We start from the raw sequence: 19311 nt of genomic DNA, 5'->3' as shown, positions 1-19311 counted from the left end.
TACTGTTCTAAGATATAGATGTAGTTGTCATCTTCGGCAAAGACTCTTGAGGCATACGCCGCCCTGTAACTACCATTTTCACTCCACTCCCTGGCGTAATGTTAAAACCTCGACGCTGAGGTTGTTCTGGTCGGCGATCGACTAGCGCCAGCTTATAGTGTGACAAGACGGTTGCCAATACTAGCTTTATTTGAAATACAGCCAAAGCCTCGCCAATACAACGACGAACGCCACCACCAAAGGGCAAGAATTCATAGGGAGAAAACTGACGTTTGACAAAGCGCTCCGGTTGAAATTCTTTAGACTGAGAGTATAAATCTTCACGATGATGAGTCAGATAAATACTGGGAATCAGTATAGTTCCAGGATCTATAGGGTGTCCTAGCAGTTCTACGGGTTCTTGCACAACTCTAGGGAAACAGAACATTGTAATGGGGTAAATTCGCAAGGTTTCATTACAAACAGCCGTAAGATACGGCAGGCGAGAAATGCTCATAGGGTCTGGGGAATCACCGAGAGTATCGAGTTCTTGCAGCAGTTTTTCACCGATTTCGGGCTTGTGGTGAATCCAGTACAATCCCCAAGCCATTGCCGATGCCGCAGTTTCATAACCGGCAAGTATTAAGGTAATTAACTGATCGCGCAACTCTTGACTCGTCATCGCTTGGCCCGCTTCATCCCTAGAAGATACTAGCAGCGACAGAATATCGATGCGTTCTGGATCGGGTCGTTGCTGACACTCGGCGATCTCAGCGTCAAGGAATTGCTGGATTTGCTGCCGATCGCGCAGGAACTTTCCCCAAGGACTCCAAGCTCCTAAATCTTGTTGCAAGAATGGGAAAAAAAATAAACTAGAAGTTAAAGGTGAATTAAAAAGCTCTAACAGCAAGGGTAGTAGCTGCTTAAGTTTTTGAATTTTTTCTCCCTCATACAAGCCAAAGACAGCCTGTAAGATGATTTGCATGGATATTTCTTGTGTGAGATTACGAGCTAAAAACGGCTTATTTAGCGGTGGTTGACTAAAGACTTTTTTGGATATATTACAGATTAGCTGACCATAGGCTTGCATCCGCTCTCGATGAAAAGAGGGTGTCACGAGTTTTCGTTGCTGTTTGTGGCGATCGCCGTCCAGGAATAAGATTGAATACTTCCCCAAAAGAGGCTCCACTATTCTATTAAGTTCTCCGGCCGCTGCAAACTTCTTTCTATCATTAGTTAAAATTTCCTGGATTGCTTGGGGATGGTTCACAAAAACTACAGTATCCCCAAAACCAATTATCCTAGCAGTGAAAATATCAGGATATTGCTGGGCTGCATTTTCCATATAGTGGATAGGGTTACTAACCCACTGAAGCTTTTGTAGAAAAGGGGGAGTTTTGATAAGATTAGGTAGTTGCATGTTTTTTTAACCTTTAAATTGTAGTTAGCTAATAGCCGTTCATTCTTCGTAGCTAAATGACCTAACGTGATAGATTCAAGGTTTATGAACTACAACTTGAATACACGTTACTTTTATATTCCACACTACTGCTAAAGCCACTTTAGCTAATGTAGAGAAAAATTTGATTAGGAGAATTCTTTTAGTTCTAGTCTTTCTGAATTATGATAGCGAGAAGAGTGGGAACACCACTCAATGTTGCCACTAATCCAACCATGCATTCCTGATATATATTTTGTTATATAGGCATCTAATTCTCCTCCCAAAAATGGCATAAATGATTCTAGATCTTTCAAGGAAATTACTTCTTGATTGTGAATTTTAGTCACCTCCTGTATTGCTTCTTCTATAGAAATTTTTTTGTGATAATGCAGAACATATACTAAATTGTGAACATCACCGCTGGCGATTTCTCTAGATGCTGAGAAAATATCGTTAGACCAGGCAATAATATCAGTTGTAATCAATTCCAATTTTTTGACAAAATAGTGGGTTCTTAAAACATCGGGAATCATGAACTGATTACAAAATTCAGCTAATGCAAGAACAGCATAAACTCCTACACTTGACCTACGTATCGTAATATAAGTATCCACATCGGGGACAATTCCCTTGGCACGGTTGGTTGCTTCTTGAACACATCCACAGAAGTAGTCTTCTAAGTAGCTGATGAAGTACTTAAACCATTTCATGCTAGCTCTTTGGAGAGTTCGTTCTCGTAAGTCAATTAATGCATGACTGAATAGTGTGTCTTGGTTTGTAATTTCTGCACCGTTCAGTATTTCTAAATATCTTTGGTGAAATTTCTTTAATACTTGAGGTTGCTTTTTCAATTCTGATAGATCGCATTGATCGTCCCAAATAAACACCCAACTTAGCCAGTCATTTGCAACCTTCAGTTCTTCAAGATTACTATCAGGATAAGCAGATGCAGCCAATAAAAAGAATTTCGACTTACAAAATCGCTTATAAGTTGATTCATTGGCCAAGAGGTTGAAGCGAAGCAGCCATTCAAGAGCATATTCTTGCAAAACATCAATATGCTTATTGATTTGGGGTGTAAATGGACAGTATAAACCAGAGCAAAGTAATTGCTGCATAAAAAATCTCTTGGATTTGGATGTTGTTTGAAAACTTCTCAAAGTACAGTTTTGCCCTTATAACTAAGACTTAGGCACTATACAAATGAATCAAGCTATGGATTTACCAAAATATGTCGTTTCCGGCTTTGATTAATCGTTTTTGATGCTATATATACCTGCATTGTAGGAGTTTAGCAATGCTAAACTCTTACAACTAATATGGTTTTCTAGTCGTCGATATTTCGTATTTCCTATTAATGCGTAAGTCCTAGCGACCAGTCCTTTCAAGGTGGGAAAATTTGCAACGAAAAATCAAAAAAAATCGAAAGTCAGTCAAGTACCGAGATGGTCTGCTGTAATCATTATGTAATCATTATGAAAGTAAAAGGATTTTTTCAACATCATCTTAGCTAAATGTAATGTAATAAACAAACATTGATGGAACGATGACAAAGGGAATACCCTGTCTCAGAGCCGATGGCAGAGTTATTTTGAAAACATTCACTGTAAAATCACGTTTTCTTAAGTATGAAAGTGATACTTACTTAAATTGTTGCGCTATGTAAAAATAAATGTAATAAATAATCCCAAAAATTAAGTATTAATTCAAAATATCACAAAGGTAATAGCCTATCCCAGAGCCAATGACAGAGTTTTTTTGAATATATGCACTGTAAACACCACGTTTTCTAACGCATAAAATTCATACTTATGAATTTATTAAGTTTTGCAAATAAATACGAATATTTAAAAACGTACTTGACTATTATTAAGCATTTTTTCAAAAAATATAATCGTAATTATCTGTAATTATATTTTTTTGGTAAAAATAATCACGTCTTTGTCTGCTCATCATAAATGCTGTTGACAAACTCAAAAACTTGACTTATGGCATAAAAAATACTCTTTTGAGCTAGTGCTACTGATGTGAAAAGACAACGGTAGTAATGACTAATTTCGGAAAAGACGATATTCAAATTTAATAAAACCAAAGATTGATGATTAGCATCTATCTGTGGCGATCGCCTTAGCAAAATCTAAACAATTTGATGTAATAATGTTGCTGTTATGAGAATTTTTGGGAACTATAGAATTGTCACACTGTAAATTTTTCAGTTAGTCCGTTAAGCAAATGAGTTCGCTTAGTTGCAATCCCAGAGCTAATGATAAACAAGTAACAAGAAGTTAAATTAATTTAAATACATGAATTATAAACCAGATATAAAAATGCCTAATGTCTCAAAAGAGAGTTTGATTTTAGTGGTAGATGATACTACTACTAATTTAGAGATTGTCTTGGATATATTAACTAATGCAGGCTTTGAAGTGCTGACAGAAGTTAATGGAGAAAAGGCACTAAAACAAGTTGAATCTAGACTACCTGATTTGATTTTGTTAGATGTAATGATGCCGAAAATAGATGGATTTGAAACATGTAAAAAGCTGAAAGAAAATTCTGAAACTTGTGATATTCCTGTAATTTTTATGACAGGAAATTCAGATACAGAAAGTAAAATAAAAGGTCTAAATATTGGTGCAGTTGACTATATAACAAAACCTTTTCATGAAGAAGAATTATTAGCTAGAATTAAAACTCATCTGCAATTAAGAAATCTCAGAAAAACTTTAGAAAACCGAGTTGCAGAAAGAACAGCAGCATTGTCCAAAGTATTAAAAGATTTACAAGAATCTCAAATCCAACTCGTACAGACAGAAAAAATGTCTGCCCTTGGCCAATTAGTTGCGGGGGTTGCTCATGAAATTAATAATCCAGTTGGTTTCATTCATGGTAATCTCGGTCACGCTTCGGTATATTTCCAGGCAATGGCTAAGCTAATTGAGTTATATCAAGAGCATTATCCTCATCCAGTTGCAGAAATTGAACAAGAAATTGCAGCGATCGATTTACAGCATATGCTTTCTGATTTACCTAACTTAATTTCTTCGATGAAAGAAGGCGTTCAAAGGATTCGCAACATCAGTACCAGCCTGCGAAACTTTTCGAGAGCAGATAGCGATCGCAAAGTTTATTGCAATATTCATGATGGTATTGATAGTACAATCATGATCCTCAAACATCGCTTAAAAGCATCAGAATATCGTCCCAATATAGAGGTAATCAAAAATTATGGTGATTTACCAGAAATAGAATGCTTCAGCGGACAATTAAATCAGGTATTTATGAATATATTAGCTAATGCTATTGATGCTTTAGAAGAGTTTAATTTAGGGCGTAGCTATGTTGATATTGAATCCAATCCCAACAAAATTTGGGTTCAAACTAGCCTAACAGAAGATAAAAATCATGCCTTTATTCTGATTAAAGATAACGGTGTAGGTATGTCGCCTGAAGTTAAAGAAAAAATATTTGACCATTTATTCACCACTAAACCAGTAGGTCGAGGTACAGGATTAGGGCTATCTATTGCTCGTCAAATTGTTGTTGAAAAACATGGAGGAACTCTGAAAGTCAATTCAGCACCAAGTCAAGGTTCGGAATTTATCATTAAGCTTCCAATTTAAATAAAATTTAAACAAAATTATCAAATGTTCCTGAGAATTACGGAATTATAATCGCCTACGTAAATAATTGTTTATATATCAATTAATGTATGTTCAAAGCAGTAGTTGGGCACAGTAACGATCCAGATTCTCTATCGGCAATAGAGGAAGTTATTCAACAATGTATGACTTCTCTTGCAGGAGATATTCCACAAGCTGGAATTCTTTTTGCTGCAATTGACTTCGATCATTCCCTAATTTTGCAGCAAATTCATCAAGCTTTTGGCAAGATTGAATTAATTGGTGGAACAACAGATGGCGAAATTTCTTCAGTTCTAGAGTTTCAGCAAGACTCAATCGCTTTGATGTTGTTCTGCTCAGACGAAGTAGAAATTTATGCAGGAGTTGGACGCCAAATTTCAGCCGATACAATTACTGCAACCAAACAAGCTGTAGAACAAGCCAAAGCAAAAAGTACAATAGCACCAAGCTTATGTTTAACTCATCCAGAAAGTCTCACAACTAGTGGTGTCTCTATATTAAATGGCTTACAGCTAGCTCTTGGTCAAGATGTACCGATATTTGGCGGTTTAGCAGCCGACCAATCAAAATATCAAAATACATACCAATTTTTTCAAACAGAAGTTTTAAGTGATTCTATACCAATTCTACTTTTTTGTGGCAAAATATTATTTTCTCATGGTGTTGCAAGTGGTTGGCATCCCATTGGTCAAATCAGCAAAGTAACCAAAGTAGATAAGAATATCCTCTATGAAATAGATGGGAAGCCAGCCTTAGATTTTTATCATCATTATCTAGGTTTACTTCCTCCTTCAATGGAATATCCTTTAGCAGTGTTTGAGCAAGATACAGACAACTTTTATATCAGGGCGCCCATTGCATACGAGCCAGAATCTGGTAGTATTACGTTTTTTGCCGATATTCCCGACCAAGCATTTATTCAAATTTCTGAGGCAGGTTATGAAGATATCCTAGCAGCTTCTAAAGCATCATTTATGAATGCCTTAAATAACTATCCAGGTAAAGAACCAAGTGCTGTTTTGTTTTTCTCATGTGTAGCTCGCCGGCAAATACTTGGTACAAGGGCGCAAGAAGAATACGAGAATACGAAAGTTTGTCTGGAAAATTATTTACCTGCCTGTGGATTTTATTCTAATGGAGAGATTGCTCCTATAGATTTAATTAGTCAAACCCAATTTCACAACGAAACTTTTGTAACTTTAATTTTGGGAGTTCATTAAGAATTGATGGAAAGTTTTGATTGTGAAAAAGAGATTCAGCAACTCCAAAAAACTAATAGAATCATCAAAAAGCAGTTGGAACGGTCTGAGGCAGACCGCATGAGGCTAGAAGATATAAATAAAAAGAAAGAATCTTTGCTCAAACAAGTAATTTATGAATTAACAGAATATCAAAATAAATTAGAGGAAAGAAGCCAAGAACTAGAAATAATGGTTTTTAATCTTCAGATGATGGAGAATAAAATGTCTACGTTAGGAAGTCTTGTTGCAGATGTAGCTCACGAAATTAATAATCCAATTGGTTTTATAGCAGGTAATTTAACTCCAGCTGAAGAGTATATTCACAATTTATTATGTTTGCTAGATATCTATCAACGAACTTATCCTCAAGCATCTCAGGAAATTCAAGAAAAAAGTGAAGCGATCGATCTGGAATATGTGCGTGAGGATTTGCCTAAACTCATTTCTTCAATCAAAGAAGGCACAGATCGAATTTCCAATCTTAGCAAGAGCTTGCGAACTTTTTCTAGAGCAGATATAGAACAAAAAGTTCTTTTTAACGTTCATGAAGGTATTAACAGTACTCTCGTCATTCTCAAACATCGTTTGCAAGGGAATAAGATTCGTCCTGCTATTCAAGTCATTCAAGATTACGGTGAATTTTCGTCAATAGAATGCTTTCCAGGACAACTCAATCAAGTATTTATGAATTTATTAGCAAATGCTATTGATGCTTTAGAAGAGTCTAACTGTGGGTTGAGTTTTGATGAAATTAAGGCAAACCCCAATCAAATAATAATTCATACTGCCCTAACTGAAGATAAAAAGCGCGTCTTGATTCGGATTAAAGATAATGGAGTAGGAATACCAGTTGAAGTAAAAGAAAAAATTTTTAACCATTTATTTACAACTAAAGCAGTGGGTAAAGGGACAGGATTAGGATTATCAATTGCTTATCAAATAATTGTCCAAAAACATAAGGGCGCTTTAGAAGTCAATTCCGTGTTGGGAGAAGGTTCAGAATTTATAATCACCATTCCCATTTATTAGGATAGCGAAATTATCTCTAGCCATGTACTTGGGGATAAATACCATAAGCTGATAAGTTATTACAAATTTAAATTACATAACTAGTGCGGGTTTTTCGTCTCACTCTACAAGAGCATGATTTCATCTGATTATGCGATTTAGATGTTTTTTAGTTGATCGGACAGTAAAGAGAATGTTTGAAAAGTCCTCTTGTTGATATCAAAAGTTTTAGATACCTCTAAATCTCCCTTAAAAAAGGAGACTTTGATTCCTGCTCTCCCCTTAAAAAGCTAGGGTGTACGTACAGGCGCACTACCGTCAACTTTTACAAAATTGATGTAATTTACACAACTTAAAACTGCGATAAGCAGTTACTTAAGATCTATTTTTGGGAACTCTAAAACTGTAGTTCTTAAGTTGTGTCCCGAAAGTTTATGGCAAATTCCGTTAATCATTCAATAAGTAGCCTGGATCTCCCCTTAGAACGCGATATATTTTTACGTACACTAATCAGAGAATTATCTGGTACCTTGCAGGATGTAGTTGGTTTAGAAGAGGCTTCTGGATTTATTAGCGTAGTTGGTGAAAGGATGGGTAGCCAGATTAACCAAGATTACAAATCTGCTTTAGAAGTCTCACATCTTTCCCGAAAGCAAGTAGCTGATGTCTTAGTTGATTTAAAAAAACGAATTCAAGGGGATTTTTACATTATTGAACAAGACGATGAAAAAATTGTTTTTGGCAACCGCGTTTGCCCATTTGGCGACAAAGTTGTTAATCGTCCTGCTATGTGTATGATGACTTCAAATGTTTTTGGAACGATCGCAGCGAATAATCTAGGGTATGCGAAAGTACAATTGCAAGATACCATAGCACACGGTGCTTCTGGATGCAGAGTTATTGTTTATTTAAAACTGACTCCAGAGGCAGAAGATGTAGAAGGTAGAGAATACTTTAGAGGGCTAGAATCTGTCTAAATTGGGGTAGCTCTGGTGTACATCGGTAAAGTTTAGTCCAAGTTTAAATTGCAAGCCCTATGACTCCCGAACAATTTCTTGAACTTGCCATAGTTTTACCGGAACCTTTACTTTTAGTGACTCATGAGGGTCAAGTCTTAGCTACCAATCAAGCAGTAGCAGATATGCTGAAATTACGCCGTCAAGAACTGCAAGGGAAAACCCTCTTTGATTTGGTAACTGAGCCTGCTAGCGATATTATCAAGTACCTACAAGCTTGTTCGACTAGCAGAGCAATGATTTTAGGTTCCTTAACTTTGCGTATAAATGATGGGCAAACATTAATATGTCGCACTCAAGGAGCAGTTATTCAACCTTGGTCTCCTGAATCTTCAGCTTTAATTCTTTTGCGCTTAGAAAATAGAACTTTAGCCAGCAATAATTTCGTGCTTCTAAACCAAAAAATTGATGAGTTAGCAAAAGAAGTTCAAAAACGCAAACAAGCGGAGTTAGAACTTCAAAAAGCGAATGAAGAATTAGAAATTAGGGTTGAAGAACGTACAACTGCTTTACAAAAAACATTAAAAGAACTCCAGCTTACCCAAACTCAGCTGATCCAAGCTGAGAAAATGTCTAGTTTAGGTCAGATGGTTGCTGGGATTGCCCATGAAGTTAATAATCCCGTAAGTTTTATTTATGGTAACCTTCATCATGCCCATAAATATACTCAGGATTTATTGAAATTAATAGAAATTTACCAGCAAATTTGCCAAGATCCTCCTTTAGAGATTCAAAAGCAAATAGAAGAAATAGATTTGAATTTTTTGATTGAAGATATAACTAAACTCTTCGAGTCAATGACTGCGGGAGCACAACGCATCCAAGAAATTGTTAAATCATTGCGAAATTTTTCGAGACTTGATGAAGCCGAACTTAAGCCAGTTAATATCCATGAAGGAATTGAAAGTACTTTAATGATTTTGGATCGTCGCTTGCAAGGTAAGGATGAATGCCCAGAAATAAAAGTTATTAAAAAATATGGTGAACTACCCAATGTAACTTGCTACCCCGGTCAACTAAATCAAGTATTTATGAATATCCTAGCTAATGCGATTGATGCTTTAGAAAGGTCGGCACTCACTGGCCGGTGGTCACCTGTTAATTCAAAAACAACTGACAACCCGCAAATTCAAATTACCACTGAACTAATAGATAAAAATTGGATAGCGATTACTATTGCTGATAATGGTTTGGGAATTGATGAACAAGTTAGCTCAAAGCTATTCGATCCATTTTTCACTACTAAACCCGTGGGTAAAGGTACTGGGCTAGGCCTATCTATAAGCTATCAAATTATAGTGGAAAAACATGGAGGACAACTTAACTGTTTTTCTACCCCAGGAAAAGGTGCAGAATTTTTAATTAAGATACCTGTTAACTCATAGTATTTTGGATTTTAGATTTTGGATTGAAATAGTGTTCTGAGTTTCAATTTAGTGAATCTAACCTGAAAAACGCCTGCTTGCTAACTAGCAAACAGGCGCTTCTTCAATAGCACAAAGTTGTATTGAGATTCAGCTAGTTAAATTTTAGCAGTCGAATCAACTGAGGATTCAGACTGACTTACCGAATCTAACTTTCGCACAATTGGTAGATTTTGTGCTTGTGCAGCCCTATTGATTGTTGCTTGCAAAATTGCAGTATGTGAGATGGAATTGTTAGCCAATGTAAATAGTGGATTTGACAAAATCCCTGCGATGGAAGTGGCAATTAAAGTGACCACTAAGCCGACTTGCAAAGGTCTAAATCCAGGCAAATTCCAACGTACTGGCGGATAATTTTTCACTGCTTCGGACATTTCATGGGGTTCTTTTACAACCATCATCTTGACTACGCGAATGTAGTAATAGATGGAGACGACGGTGGTAACTAAGCCCAGCAAGACTAACCCATAAAGACCTGCTTGCCAACCAGCCCAAAACAGGTAAATCTTCCCAAAAAACCCGGCTAATGGTGGAATACCACCTAAGGAAAGCAGGGAGATACTCAAACCCAGTGTTAGGAGTGGGTCTTTTTGATATAGCCCAGAGTATTCGGCAATCTGGTCGGTTCCCGTCCGCAAGGAGAACAGAATGATGCAGGTAAAACCGCACAGGTTCATGAATAGGTAGACCAGCAGGTAAAATATCATGCTGGCGTAACCTGCCTGTGTGCTGGCAATTAAGCCAATCATCACAAACCCAGCTTGGGCAATGGATGAATAAGCTAGCATCCGTTTCATGCTGGTTTGGGCTAGGGCAACTACGTTACCCAAAATCATACTGAGAACGGCCAAAGCAGTGAAGACAAACTTCCATTCCTCAGCAACCAGCGGGAAGGCTGTTGTCAGCAAGCGGATAGCTAGAGCAAACCCAGCTGCTTTGGAACCTACAGATAAAAAGGCGATTACCGGAGTGGGAGCGCCTTCGTAAACATCTGGCGTCCACTGGTGGAAGGGTGCGGCGGAGATTTTAAAGCCAATACCTGCGATCGCAAAAACCAGGGCAATCACTAAACCTAAAGATTGACCAACCTTAGCTGTGGCAATGCCAGCGGCGATCGCACTTAGTTCAGTTTGCCCGCCTGATAACCCATACAGCAATGATACTCCGTACAAAAATACTGCTGTACTGGAAGCTCCTATTAACAGGTATTTCAGCGCCGCTTCATTGGAGCGGGGGTCACGCTTGGTATAACCTGTTAATAAATAAGAGGAAATACTCAGGGTTTCTAGGGAGATGAAAATCATCACCAACTCATTAGCCCCGGATAAAAACATCCCCCCAAGGGTAGCAGTCAGCAAAATAGCGATGAATTCTGCTAAAGCAGTGCCACTCTGCTCAATGTAGCGAATTGACATCAGTATAGTAAAAGCGGCAGACAACGCTACGATACCGCGAAAGACGATACTGAGGTTGTCACTGTTAAAACCGCCGCTAAAAGAGATGGGATTGAGAGCATCCCATTGAAAATACAGGGCGACAATGGAAGCCAATAAACCCGCGATCGCTAGATATCCAACCCAGCGCGAGGATGTACGCCCCAAAATCAAATCAACTATCAAAACCCCTAAGAGGGTGAGAATTACAATTCCCTCTGGTAAGATCGTTCCAGCATTTAACTGGGATGCAAGATTAGCAAAATCCATGAGATGTATAGGTTTTGGCGATTAGACATTAAGGCTAACTCTGTTCATTCTATCTATTGTTCTTTACCAAAGTTGCATTGAAAAGAAGAATTCAGAATTCAGAATTCAGAACAAGAAATTAGAGTAACAGTTGGTTGGTTACACCAGACTACTATGCCTACCATCAGATTAAATTATGTTGAAGTCCAGGACTAGCTCCTTTCTAAAATAAATAAGCAGCTCAGCTATTTCCTGAACTGCTTATACAAAATTTTGCAGATTTATCTACTAAACTGCTAATTTGGCGATCGCTAATAAAGCTTTTGCCTTTGTGAATCGTCTCAAAACTTAATACCCTCGTGAGTATCCACTGTTATTATTTTTTTGCCAACCACCACCGCCAGAGCGAGTACCTTTCTCCTCTCGTGGTCTTGCTTTATTAACTTTCATTACACGACCCATCCATTCGGCACCATCCAAAGCCTGAATAGCAGCATCTTCAGCGGCTGATGATTCCATTTCCACAAAACCAAAGCCCCGTGCGCGTCCTGTTTCCCTGTCTGTGGGTAATTGAACGCGTGTAACGGCGCCGTACTCGGAAAATACCTTACTAAGGTCGTCTTGTGTGACGCTGTAGGACAGGTTCCCTACGTAGATTGACATGAAACTCTCCAGAATCCATTGATGCAGAGATGTTCATCCGGAGAGCCGCTTGCAATTATTACTAATAACAAGATTCGTATCGCCGAACTTAACTTCTCCAAAATTATCCTACCATAACTTTCGATTTGGACAAGCCTGAATTCGTGCATTTGTCCTCATGTATGGTAAAATGCATCATTTTTATCTATACTTACTATTTATATTTTTTACCCTACTGTTCATTTATCAAATCAGTTTTATACAGCAAATTTCTCTAGTTATATTCTAATATTATCAAGCAAATTGCTTTATAACATGACTTGATTGTAAGTAGGTGGAAATCCACGGTCTGAATAAAGCCTGTGCTTGGGGAAGTCGCTGCTAATAAGTATATTTTTTGAATTTAACTCAATGATATATTTAGGCTAATTAGGATTTTTTAGATTAGTGGAAAATAGGAGTCAAATTTATAGCGATCGCATTCTACAGATTAGAGCGATCGCCAGTCGCTATGACAACTCAAGTAGTTATGTTTGCACGCCAAATTCCTCTGAATCTACTCCCCAATTTACCCAGCGAATCGCTTCACGCGCTGAGTTAATATTTGGCGGAATTCGCAAGGCGTCGATAAAACCTGTACTTGGACAAGTCATTTTTAATAAATAAATTGGTTCTTCATCAACATCAGCATTAATTTTTAATAGTGTGTATTCAGCCCAAGTATCTAATTCAATAGCTTGTAATTCTTGGCAAATTCGAGCGTAACCAATACCCTGAATTAAGACTCGTCGTAGTTCGGCATTTTCCTCTGATAAAAGCCATTGAGGTTGCCATTGCTGCGGGTGAACTTTACCGTATTTTTCAGGTAAGGTTACACCGTGGTAGGAGTAGAGGCTAAATCCATCAGCATACTCTATTGCGGGTTCGCCTTCAGCGTGGAGACGATTTTGATTATCGAAGCGCAAGTGAAGGGGGCGATCGCAGATAATTACTACTTTTTCAAAAGCAAAAATCCAGCCACATTCTGTAACCAATGATTGATAGTGCTGTAATTTTTCCACATCATAATCAAAATTTAATACTCTAAAACAAAAATCTAATACACTAGTTCCTGTGGCTCGTTGATCTGGTTGCCAGCATTTAGAATAAATATTCTCTATATTAAATTGTAAACGTGTTTTTATAGAAGCCTTGAATCGCTTTCCAATCCGGTAAGGTAATTTTATCCAATATGGATTTTTTAATTTTTCGTTGATTTTGATAAGTAGTTCGGGCTTTAGATGCCTATAGAAGAGTCTATGTCCGTTATCCCAACGGTTACTATCCAATTCCAACCAAAGGCTCGTGTATATATTAATATCTAATATTCCCTGAAATATTGGCGACTCTATTAATTCATGATAAAAGTCTATTTGCTTAATAAAAGGCTCTGGCAGAGGTTGAAATATTTCCTGCCTGTTTGGTATTCGGCTTCTAAATGATCTTTTTCTGCTTAAAAAGGATTGGTTTAATCTTCTAATAGTTGAGAATTCAGCTTTCTGCTTTAATCGGTCAATTTGATAGTCAATTTGCTCCATAAATATTATATTGAAAGCAGCATACGGACTATCACAAAAAATAACTTCAGGTTCTTTAAAGCCAAAAGCAGTATAAGCAACTTTTACGGCTTCACAGGCTTTATGACGATTGACTCGCTCTATAGAAAGCGCAATTTTTCGCCACTTCTCTCGATAAACTGGAATCAAAGCCTCTTGCTCAGGCGCTAACTTTTCAATCAGCGACATAACGCCAACCTTCAGGCTCGTATTCTCGCTGAATTTTCACCATCCAGTCACCTTGAGGAATCGAAATAGCTTTATGCTCCTCATGAGCTAGCAATGCCGACTCTGAAAAAACTCGTAAATACAGCGTGCTATCTTTTTCGTATAATTCTGCCTTGCCTTCAGTAATACGATGTTTATGACCCGTAACTTCGCCTTCTGCCAAAGTTAAATGAGGTATTTTTTGTCCTTCAACCTGCTCCACAGGCAGTAAGATAACATCACCTTGACGAATTGGTTGCATGATTTTGCTTTCCTGACATGAGTACAAATCCCACTTCGCTTTTTTGCTTGAGTTTGGTTTAATTTTGGCACAAGCTCTTAATAATTGGGCATAGGGCATAGGGCATAGGGCAAGGGGCAAAGGGCAAAGCAGAGAAGAAAGATCCCTCCTTTTACCTTTCCCCAAGGCGTTGCCATCTCCCCACTCCCTGATTCAACTTGCGGGGTATTTTGAAAACTGTAGTCGCCAATTTTGCGCTAGATAAGTTAAAGATTGAAATAGCTGGAAATTCACATCCAGCTTTCGCCTCTCTTATACTCTGGGAAAGACTGCGCCCTAGCTTAGGGCGGATTTTCTCCCAAGCAGGCAGTTTGTGTGAGGATTAAATCACCGCCCTAAGCGTGACGTTTTATCTTGACAATTTGCAAAAATTACCTCAATTTGACTGTTTAGCTTAGCAGCTATTCTTTTTTTGAAATTTCCATGTCAACTCTCGTCATCGTCGAATCTCCAACCAAAGCTCGTACCATTCGCAACTACTTGCCATCAGGCTATAAGGTAGAGGCGTCTATGGGTCATGTGCGTGACTTACCGCAGTCGGCTACTGAAATTCCCCCAGCCGTCAAAGGAGAAAAATGGGCGCAGCTAGGGGTAAATGTGGACGCCGACTTTGAACCGGTATATGTTGTCCCGAAAGACAAAAAGAAAATTGTCACCCAGCTCAAAGATGCCCTCAAGGATGTAGATGAACTCATTCTGGCAACGGACGAAGACCGGGAAGGTGAAAGCATTAGTTGGCATTTATACCAACTGCTGAAGCCGAAAGTCCCAACTAAGCGGATGGTGTTTCACGAAATTACCCAAGATGCCATCAAAAAAGCGCTGAAGAACTGCCGTAATATCGATGAACAGTTAGTTCGCGCCCAAGAAACGCGGCGGATTTTAGACCGATTGGTGGGTTATACTTTGTCTCCGCTGCTATGGAAAAAAATCGCCTGGGGATTATCTGCTGGGCGAGTGCAGTCTGTAGCGGTGCGACTTTTGGTCAACAAGGAACGCCAACGCCGCGCTTTCCATGAAGGTACGTACTGGGATTTAAAGGCTAGTTTAGAAAAGGACAAAACGCCGTTTGCCGCCCAGTTAGTGACACTGGGAGGAACCAAAATAGCCAATGGGGGCGATTTTGACCCAGCAACCGGACAAATTGTCGCAGGCCGCAATGTCTTGTTGCTCAACGAAGAGCAAGCCTTAGCCCTTAAGGAACGCCTGACTGGAAAAACTTGGAATGTCACCGACATTGAAGAACGTCCAGTAACGCGCAAACCCGCGCCACCGTTCACTACCTCGACGCTGCAACAAGAATCTAACCGGAAACTGCGCCTCTCAGCCCGCGATACGATGCGAATTGCCCAGAATTTGTACGAACAGGGGTATATTACCTATATGCGGACAGATTCGGTACATTTGTCAGATCAAGCGATCGCAGCTGCTAGAAGTTGTGTAGAAAAACTCTACGGTCAGCAATATCTCAGTCCCCAGCCCCGGCAATACACTACTAAATCCAAAGGCGCACAAGAAGCGCACGAAGCAATTCGTCCAGCAGGTAGCACCTTCCGCACTCCCCAAGAAACTGGTTTGGGCGGTCGGGAACTTGCTGTCTACGATTTGATTTGGAAACGTACCGTCGCTTGCCAAATGGCCGACTCTCGACAAACCCAAATTTCCGTACAACTGCAAGTCGAAGATGCTGGTTTCCGTTCCTCTGGTAAGCGCATTGACTTTCCGGGATATTTACGCGCTTACGTTGAAGGTTCAGACGACCCAGAGGCAGCACTGGAAGACCAAGAAGTAATTTTACCTAGTCTGAAAGTAGGCGATCGCCCCAATTGTACCGAACTGGAAGCAGTTGGTCACGAAACCCAACCCCCTGCTAGGTACACCGAAGCAACTTTAGTGAAAACCTTAGAAAGCGAAGGTATCGGTCGTCCTAGTACCTACGCCAGTATTATTGGCACCATCATCGACAAGGGTTACGCCCAATTGGCGAGTAACGCCCTCATACCCACTTTCACTGCTTTCGCCGTCACCGACTTGCTGGAAAAACATTTCCCCGATATCGTCGATCCCAGCTTTACCTCAAAAATGGAGCAAACCCTCGACGACATAGCCACAGGTGAAGCGAAATGGCTACCTTACCTCCAGCAATTCTATTTGGGAGACAAAGGTTTGGAAACCCTAGTCAAGGAACAGGAAAGCCAAATTGATGCCACCAAAGCCAGAACTGTAGAACTGGAAAATTTGGAAGCCAAAGTCCGTATTGGTAAATACGGCCCTTACATTGAAGTTGAAAATGGTAACGGTGTTGTCACTGCGTCAATTCCCAAAGACTTGACACCAGCCGACCTCGACCCCAAGCAGGTAGAAGTATTACTGCGGCAAAAAACCACAGGCCCCGACCAGGTAGGACGCCATCCGGAAACTGGCGAACCAATTTATGTGAAAATTGGTGCCTATGGGCCTTATGTCCAATTAGGTGACAAGTCGGAAGAAAACCCCAAACCGAAACAAGCCTCTCTACCCAAAGGAGTCACCCCAGAGAACGTCACCCTGGAAATGGCTGTTGGTCTGTTGGCGCTACCCCGGACATTAGGAACTCATCCAGTCACTGGCAGCAAAATCCAAGCAAGTTTGGGACGCTTTGGCCCCTATATCGTTCACGACCAGGGTAAAGAAGGAAAAGATTATCGCTCGCTAAAAGCTGCTGATAATGTATTGACAATTACCCTAGAACGTGCATTGGAATTGTTGTCAGAGCCAAAAAAGGGACGCAGTTCCACCAACAGCAAGTCTAAGGCAGCTTTACGCGAATTGGGTACGCATCCAGAAGACGACGAACCAGTAAATATCTACGATGGCCCCTACGGCCCTTACATCAAACATGGTAAAACTAATGCCAGTATCCCAGAGGGCCAATCGGTAGAAGATATAACGCTGGCTACGGCCTTGGAATTGTTGGCAGCTAAAGCTTCCACGGGAAAATCCACTCGCAAAACCACAAAATCAACAACTTCCAAATCTAAGTCAACTGGCTCTAAGTCAACTGCGAAGTCATCGACCACAGCGACAAAGAAAAAAGCGGCAGAAGGTTAAGAATTTTGGATTTTATATTTTGGATTTTGGATTTTGGATAATCTACCGAGGCAAACTTGCAAAGTTGAAAATTCTTCCTGGCCTTGCGTTTTTGCGTCTCCCTGCCAGATTTTAGCTTGATAAATTAACAGATCCCCTTGACTCTTGACCCTAAATACCCATCCTTGGTAGGATGCAGCTCTATAGGTTGCAAGTGTGATACTCTAAAAAGTATGGGAAAACACAACCCCAAATTTTAGAAGTGGCTAATGTCCCAAAAACGGGATTTTGTATTGGCTCAGTTAAAAGCTAGAGGTGCAAAAATACGCAATTCCCTGCGTAGTTGTTAATCAAAATTGAGGTAGTATCTCAGGAGCGGTCAGTTCATGGACTATATAGAAAAGGTGCTAGAAAAGCTTAAGGAATTAGCACGCAAGCTAATTGAGAGCCTTTTAGGGCCAGAGGCTGAGCCGGAACCGGAACTGATTCCGATTCCTGTGAACGATCGCTCGCGCCGTCGCTAGTAGCCCCGAAAGTGCTAAATTCGACCTTAGAACCCTTAAGTATTCTGGCACTGCACGGGCCAAACTTAAATTTGCTAGGACAGCGAGAACCGGGAATTTATGGCTCGTTGACATTAGCAGAAATTAACCGCCTGTTAGAAGAGGAAGGACTAAAATTACAGGCGAAAGTTTTTCCCTTGCAGTCAAATCATGAAGGAATTTTAGTGGATGCTATTCATGAAGCATTAGGGCAACATCAAGGAATTTTAATTAATGCAGGGGCATATACCCACACAAGTGTAGCATTGCGAGATGCGATCGCTGCCGTTAATTTACCTACAGTAGAAGTACATCTGAGTAATATTTATCGTCGAGAAGATTTCCGCCATCATTCGTACATCGCCCCAGTAGCCATCGGGCAAATCAGCGGTTTTGGCTCTCAAAGTTATTTGTTGGGCTTACAAGCGTTAGTAAATTATTTAAGAGTTAGGAGTTAGGAGTTAGGAGTTAATAGTAAAGTCAGGAATTAGAAATTTTTATAATTAATTCCTCACTCCTCACTTTTCACTTTTCACTCTATAATTCATGCGTTACTCTCTTATAAGTCGGTTTAGAGGCACTTTATTCGGAGCATTCCTGGGGGGAAGTTTAACCTCTGGTGATGGAATACAGCCTCAGAATTACCCTGATTTTGGCAGAATGGCAATTCTCGGTACCCAGAGTTTAATTAGCTTGGGTAGATTAGATTTAGACGATTGGATGGCGCGTCAGCAACAAGCTTCTCTTGATTTAGCTCCAACAGATATAATTATTGCCACACTACCAGTGGCACTTTTTTTTCACGAAAATCCAATTAAGCTACGAAAAAACTTGCTGGGCGTCCTAAAAATCTGGGATGATGACCCAGTGGTTAGGGATGGGACATTAGCAGTAGGGTATGCGATAGCTCTAGCCTTAAATGAGAAACTCGACCCCCTAACCCTGATTCCCCAAACAATTTCCTTTCTTCAAGAAACGCGGACCTCAATACCAAAAAAATTATTAAGAATTCAGGATTTATTAGCACAAGGGGCTGGATTAGAAAGGATAGAAGCCGAGTTTGCTGGCAAAGAAAAGCTCAGTAACACTATTGCGATCGCATTTTACTGTTTTCTGAGTACGTTAGAAGACTTTCGCCTTGCAGTTTTGCGGGCTACTCACAAAGGTGATTCCAAACTGCAAGATGCTACCCAATCAATAGCACATACAGGTGCAATTACAGCTGCTTTATCAGGCGCATATAACACTACAGCAGGAATTCCTCTAAATTGGCGATTGCTTCTAAAGAAGAATTCTCCAGCATCCGAACTAACAAGCTTTGACGAAATGTTAGAATTAGCTGATGCACTTGTGGCTGTGTGGTCGGGATTGTATAATAACATTCGCCTAGATCCTAAGGACTTAACAGAGGAGGAATGTGCCGTTTCTAGGGTAGATTTGCTTTCAGTTTACGCAGCTCCTCGTGTTATTAGGTTGCGTTAATGCTATTTTGAGCAAACAACAGTGCGGATGCCAAAATT

General features: G+C 39.7%; 15 protein-coding genes. 9 read left to right on the top strand and 6 right to left on the bottom strand.

What is annotated here, in order from left to right; translation table 11 throughout:
• Positions 1–7 precede the first annotated feature (7 nt).
• Positions 8–1399 (bottom strand): cytochrome P450, encoded by a 1392-nt coding sequence (locus NSTC745_RS05115; protein WP_445636179.1) that lies wholly within the window; start codon positions 1397–1399, stop codon positions 8–10.
• 167 nt (positions 1400–1566) lie between these two features.
• Positions 1567–2538 (bottom strand): terpene synthase family protein, encoded by a 972-nt coding sequence (locus NSTC745_RS05110; protein WP_445636178.1) that lies wholly within the window; start codon positions 2536–2538, stop codon positions 1567–1569.
• Positions 2539–3747: 1209 nt separating this feature from the next.
• Here NSTC745_RS05110 and NSTC745_RS05105 point away from each other — a divergent pair.
• From NSTC745_RS05105 to NSTC745_RS05085, 5 genes are all read left to right on the top strand, one after another.
• A complete protein-coding gene (locus tag NSTC745_RS05105) occupies positions 3748–5043 on the top strand; it encodes a hybrid sensor histidine kinase/response regulator (RefSeq protein ID WP_445636177.1) in 1296 nt (431 codons plus the stop codon).
• Positions 5044–5132: 89 nt separating this feature from the next.
• A complete protein-coding gene (locus NSTC745_RS05100; protein ID WP_445636176.1) occupies positions 5133–6284 on the top strand; it encodes an FIST signal transduction protein in 1152 nt (383 codons plus the stop codon).
• A gap of 6 nt (positions 6285–6290) precedes the next feature.
• On the top strand, positions 6291–7334 hold the full coding sequence (locus tag NSTC745_RS05095) for a sensor histidine kinase (RefSeq protein ID WP_445636175.1): 1044 nt from the start codon (positions 6291–6293) through the stop codon (positions 7332–7334).
• A gap of 413 nt (positions 7335–7747) precedes the next feature.
• Positions 7748–8290, top strand: a complete 543-nt coding sequence (locus tag NSTC745_RS05090; RefSeq protein WP_445636174.1) for a methanogen output domain 1-containing protein — start codon at positions 7748–7750, stop codon at positions 8288–8290.
• Between the two features lie 59 nt (positions 8291–8349).
• Positions 8350–9714, top strand: a complete 1365-nt coding sequence (locus NSTC745_RS05085; protein ID WP_445636173.1) for an ATP-binding protein — start codon at positions 8350–8352, stop codon at positions 9712–9714.
• 137 nt (positions 9715–9851) lie between these two features.
• Here the strand turns inward: NSTC745_RS05085 and NSTC745_RS05080 are convergent, their stop codons facing one another.
• From NSTC745_RS05080 to NSTC745_RS05065, 4 genes are all read right to left on the bottom strand, one after another.
• Positions 9852–11456 (bottom strand): NAD(P)H-quinone oxidoreductase subunit N, encoded by a 1605-nt coding sequence (locus tag NSTC745_RS05080; RefSeq protein ID WP_445636172.1) that lies wholly within the window; start codon positions 11454–11456, stop codon positions 9852–9854.
• Between the two features lie 327 nt (positions 11457–11783).
• Positions 11784–12098: an RNA recognition motif domain-containing protein gene (locus NSTC745_RS05075; RefSeq protein WP_445636171.1), complete on the bottom strand. Its 315-nt coding sequence runs from the start codon at positions 12096–12098 to the stop codon at positions 11784–11786.
• 506 nt (positions 12099–12604) lie between these two features.
• Positions 12605–13861, bottom strand: coding sequence for a DUF6745 domain-containing protein (locus tag NSTC745_RS05070; RefSeq protein ID WP_445636170.1), 1257 nt, complete (start codon positions 13859–13861; stop codon positions 12605–12607).
• Complete coding sequence (locus tag NSTC745_RS05065; protein WP_445636169.1) at positions 13848–14141, bottom strand: hypothetical protein; 294 nt, start codon at positions 14139–14141, stop codon at positions 13848–13850. The genes NSTC745_RS05070 and NSTC745_RS05065 overlap by 14 nt, the downstream gene beginning before the upstream one ends.
• A 462-nt stretch (positions 14142–14603) precedes the next feature.
• On the opposite strand from NSTC745_RS05065, the gene topA reads away from it, so the two are divergent.
• From topA to NSTC745_RS05045, 4 genes are all read left to right on the top strand, one after another.
• Positions 14604–17270, top strand: a complete 2667-nt coding sequence (topA, locus tag NSTC745_RS05060; protein ID WP_445636168.1) for a type I DNA topoisomerase — start codon at positions 14604–14606, stop codon at positions 17268–17270.
• Positions 17271–17635: 365 nt separating this feature from the next.
• Positions 17636–17773 carry a hypothetical protein gene (locus tag NSTC745_RS05055; RefSeq protein WP_011316929.1) on the top strand — a complete coding sequence of 46 codons (138 nt, stop codon included), beginning with the start codon at positions 17636–17638 and terminating at the stop codon, positions 17771–17773.
• An 11-nt stretch (positions 17774–17784) separates the two neighbouring features.
• Positions 17785–18249 (top strand): type II 3-dehydroquinate dehydratase, encoded by a 465-nt coding sequence (gene aroQ, locus NSTC745_RS05050; RefSeq protein ID WP_445636167.1) that lies wholly within the window; start codon positions 17785–17787, stop codon positions 18247–18249.
• A gap of 88 nt (positions 18250–18337) precedes the next feature.
• Positions 18338–19273 (top strand): ADP-ribosylglycohydrolase family protein, encoded by a 936-nt coding sequence (locus NSTC745_RS05045; RefSeq protein WP_445636166.1) that lies wholly within the window; start codon positions 18338–18340, stop codon positions 19271–19273.
• Positions 19274–19311 lie beyond the last annotated feature (38 nt).

This window comes from Nostoc sp. DSM 114161 (assembly GCF_052692665.1).
This window is presented reverse-complemented; position numbering and strand designations above follow the sequence as displayed.

Bases quoted from the DNA above. Each gene is read 5' to 3' on its own strand.
- NSTC745_RS05055 (WP_011316929.1), top strand. From the start codon at position 17,636: ATGGACTATATAGAAAAGGTGCTAGAAAAGCTTAAGGAATTAGCACGC.
- NSTC745_RS05070 (WP_445636170.1), bottom strand. From the start codon at position 13,861: ATGTCGCTGATTGAAAAGTTAGCGCCTGAGCAAGAGGCTTTGATTCCA.
- NSTC745_RS05100 (WP_445636176.1), top strand. From the start codon at position 5,133: ATGTTCAAAGCAGTAGTTGGGCACAGTAACGATCCAGATTCTCTATCG.
- NSTC745_RS05075 (WP_445636171.1), bottom strand. From the start codon at position 12,098: ATGTCAATCTACGTAGGGAACCTGTCCTACAGCGTCACACAAGACGAC.
- NSTC745_RS05090 (WP_445636174.1), top strand. From the start codon at position 7,748: ATGGCAAATTCCGTTAATCATTCAATAAGTAGCCTGGATCTCCCCTTA.
- NSTC745_RS05065 (WP_445636169.1), bottom strand. From the start codon at position 14,141: ATGCAACCAATTCGTCAAGGTGATGTTATCTTACTGCCTGTGGAGCAG.
- NSTC745_RS05115 (WP_445636179.1), bottom strand. From the start codon at position 1,399: ATGCAACTACCTAATCTTATCAAAACTCCCCCTTTTCTACAAAAGCTT.
- NSTC745_RS05045 (WP_445636166.1), top strand. From the start codon at position 18,338: ATGCGTTACTCTCTTATAAGTCGGTTTAGAGGCACTTTATTCGGAGCA.
- NSTC745_RS05085 (WP_445636173.1), top strand. From the start codon at position 8,350: ATGACTCCCGAACAATTTCTTGAACTTGCCATAGTTTTACCGGAACCT.
- NSTC745_RS05110 (WP_445636178.1), bottom strand. From the start codon at position 2,538: ATGCAGCAATTACTTTGCTCTGGTTTATACTGTCCATTTACACCCCAA.
- NSTC745_RS05080 (WP_445636172.1), bottom strand. From the start codon at position 11,456: ATGGATTTTGCTAATCTTGCATCCCAGTTAAATGCTGGAACGATCTTA.
- NSTC745_RS05095 (WP_445636175.1), top strand. From the start codon at position 6,291: ATGGAAAGTTTTGATTGTGAAAAAGAGATTCAGCAACTCCAAAAAACT.
- topA (WP_445636168.1), top strand. From the start codon at position 14,604: ATGTCAACTCTCGTCATCGTCGAATCTCCAACCAAAGCTCGTACCATT.
- NSTC745_RS05105 (WP_445636177.1), top strand. From the start codon at position 3,748: ATGCCTAATGTCTCAAAAGAGAGTTTGATTTTAGTGGTAGATGATACT.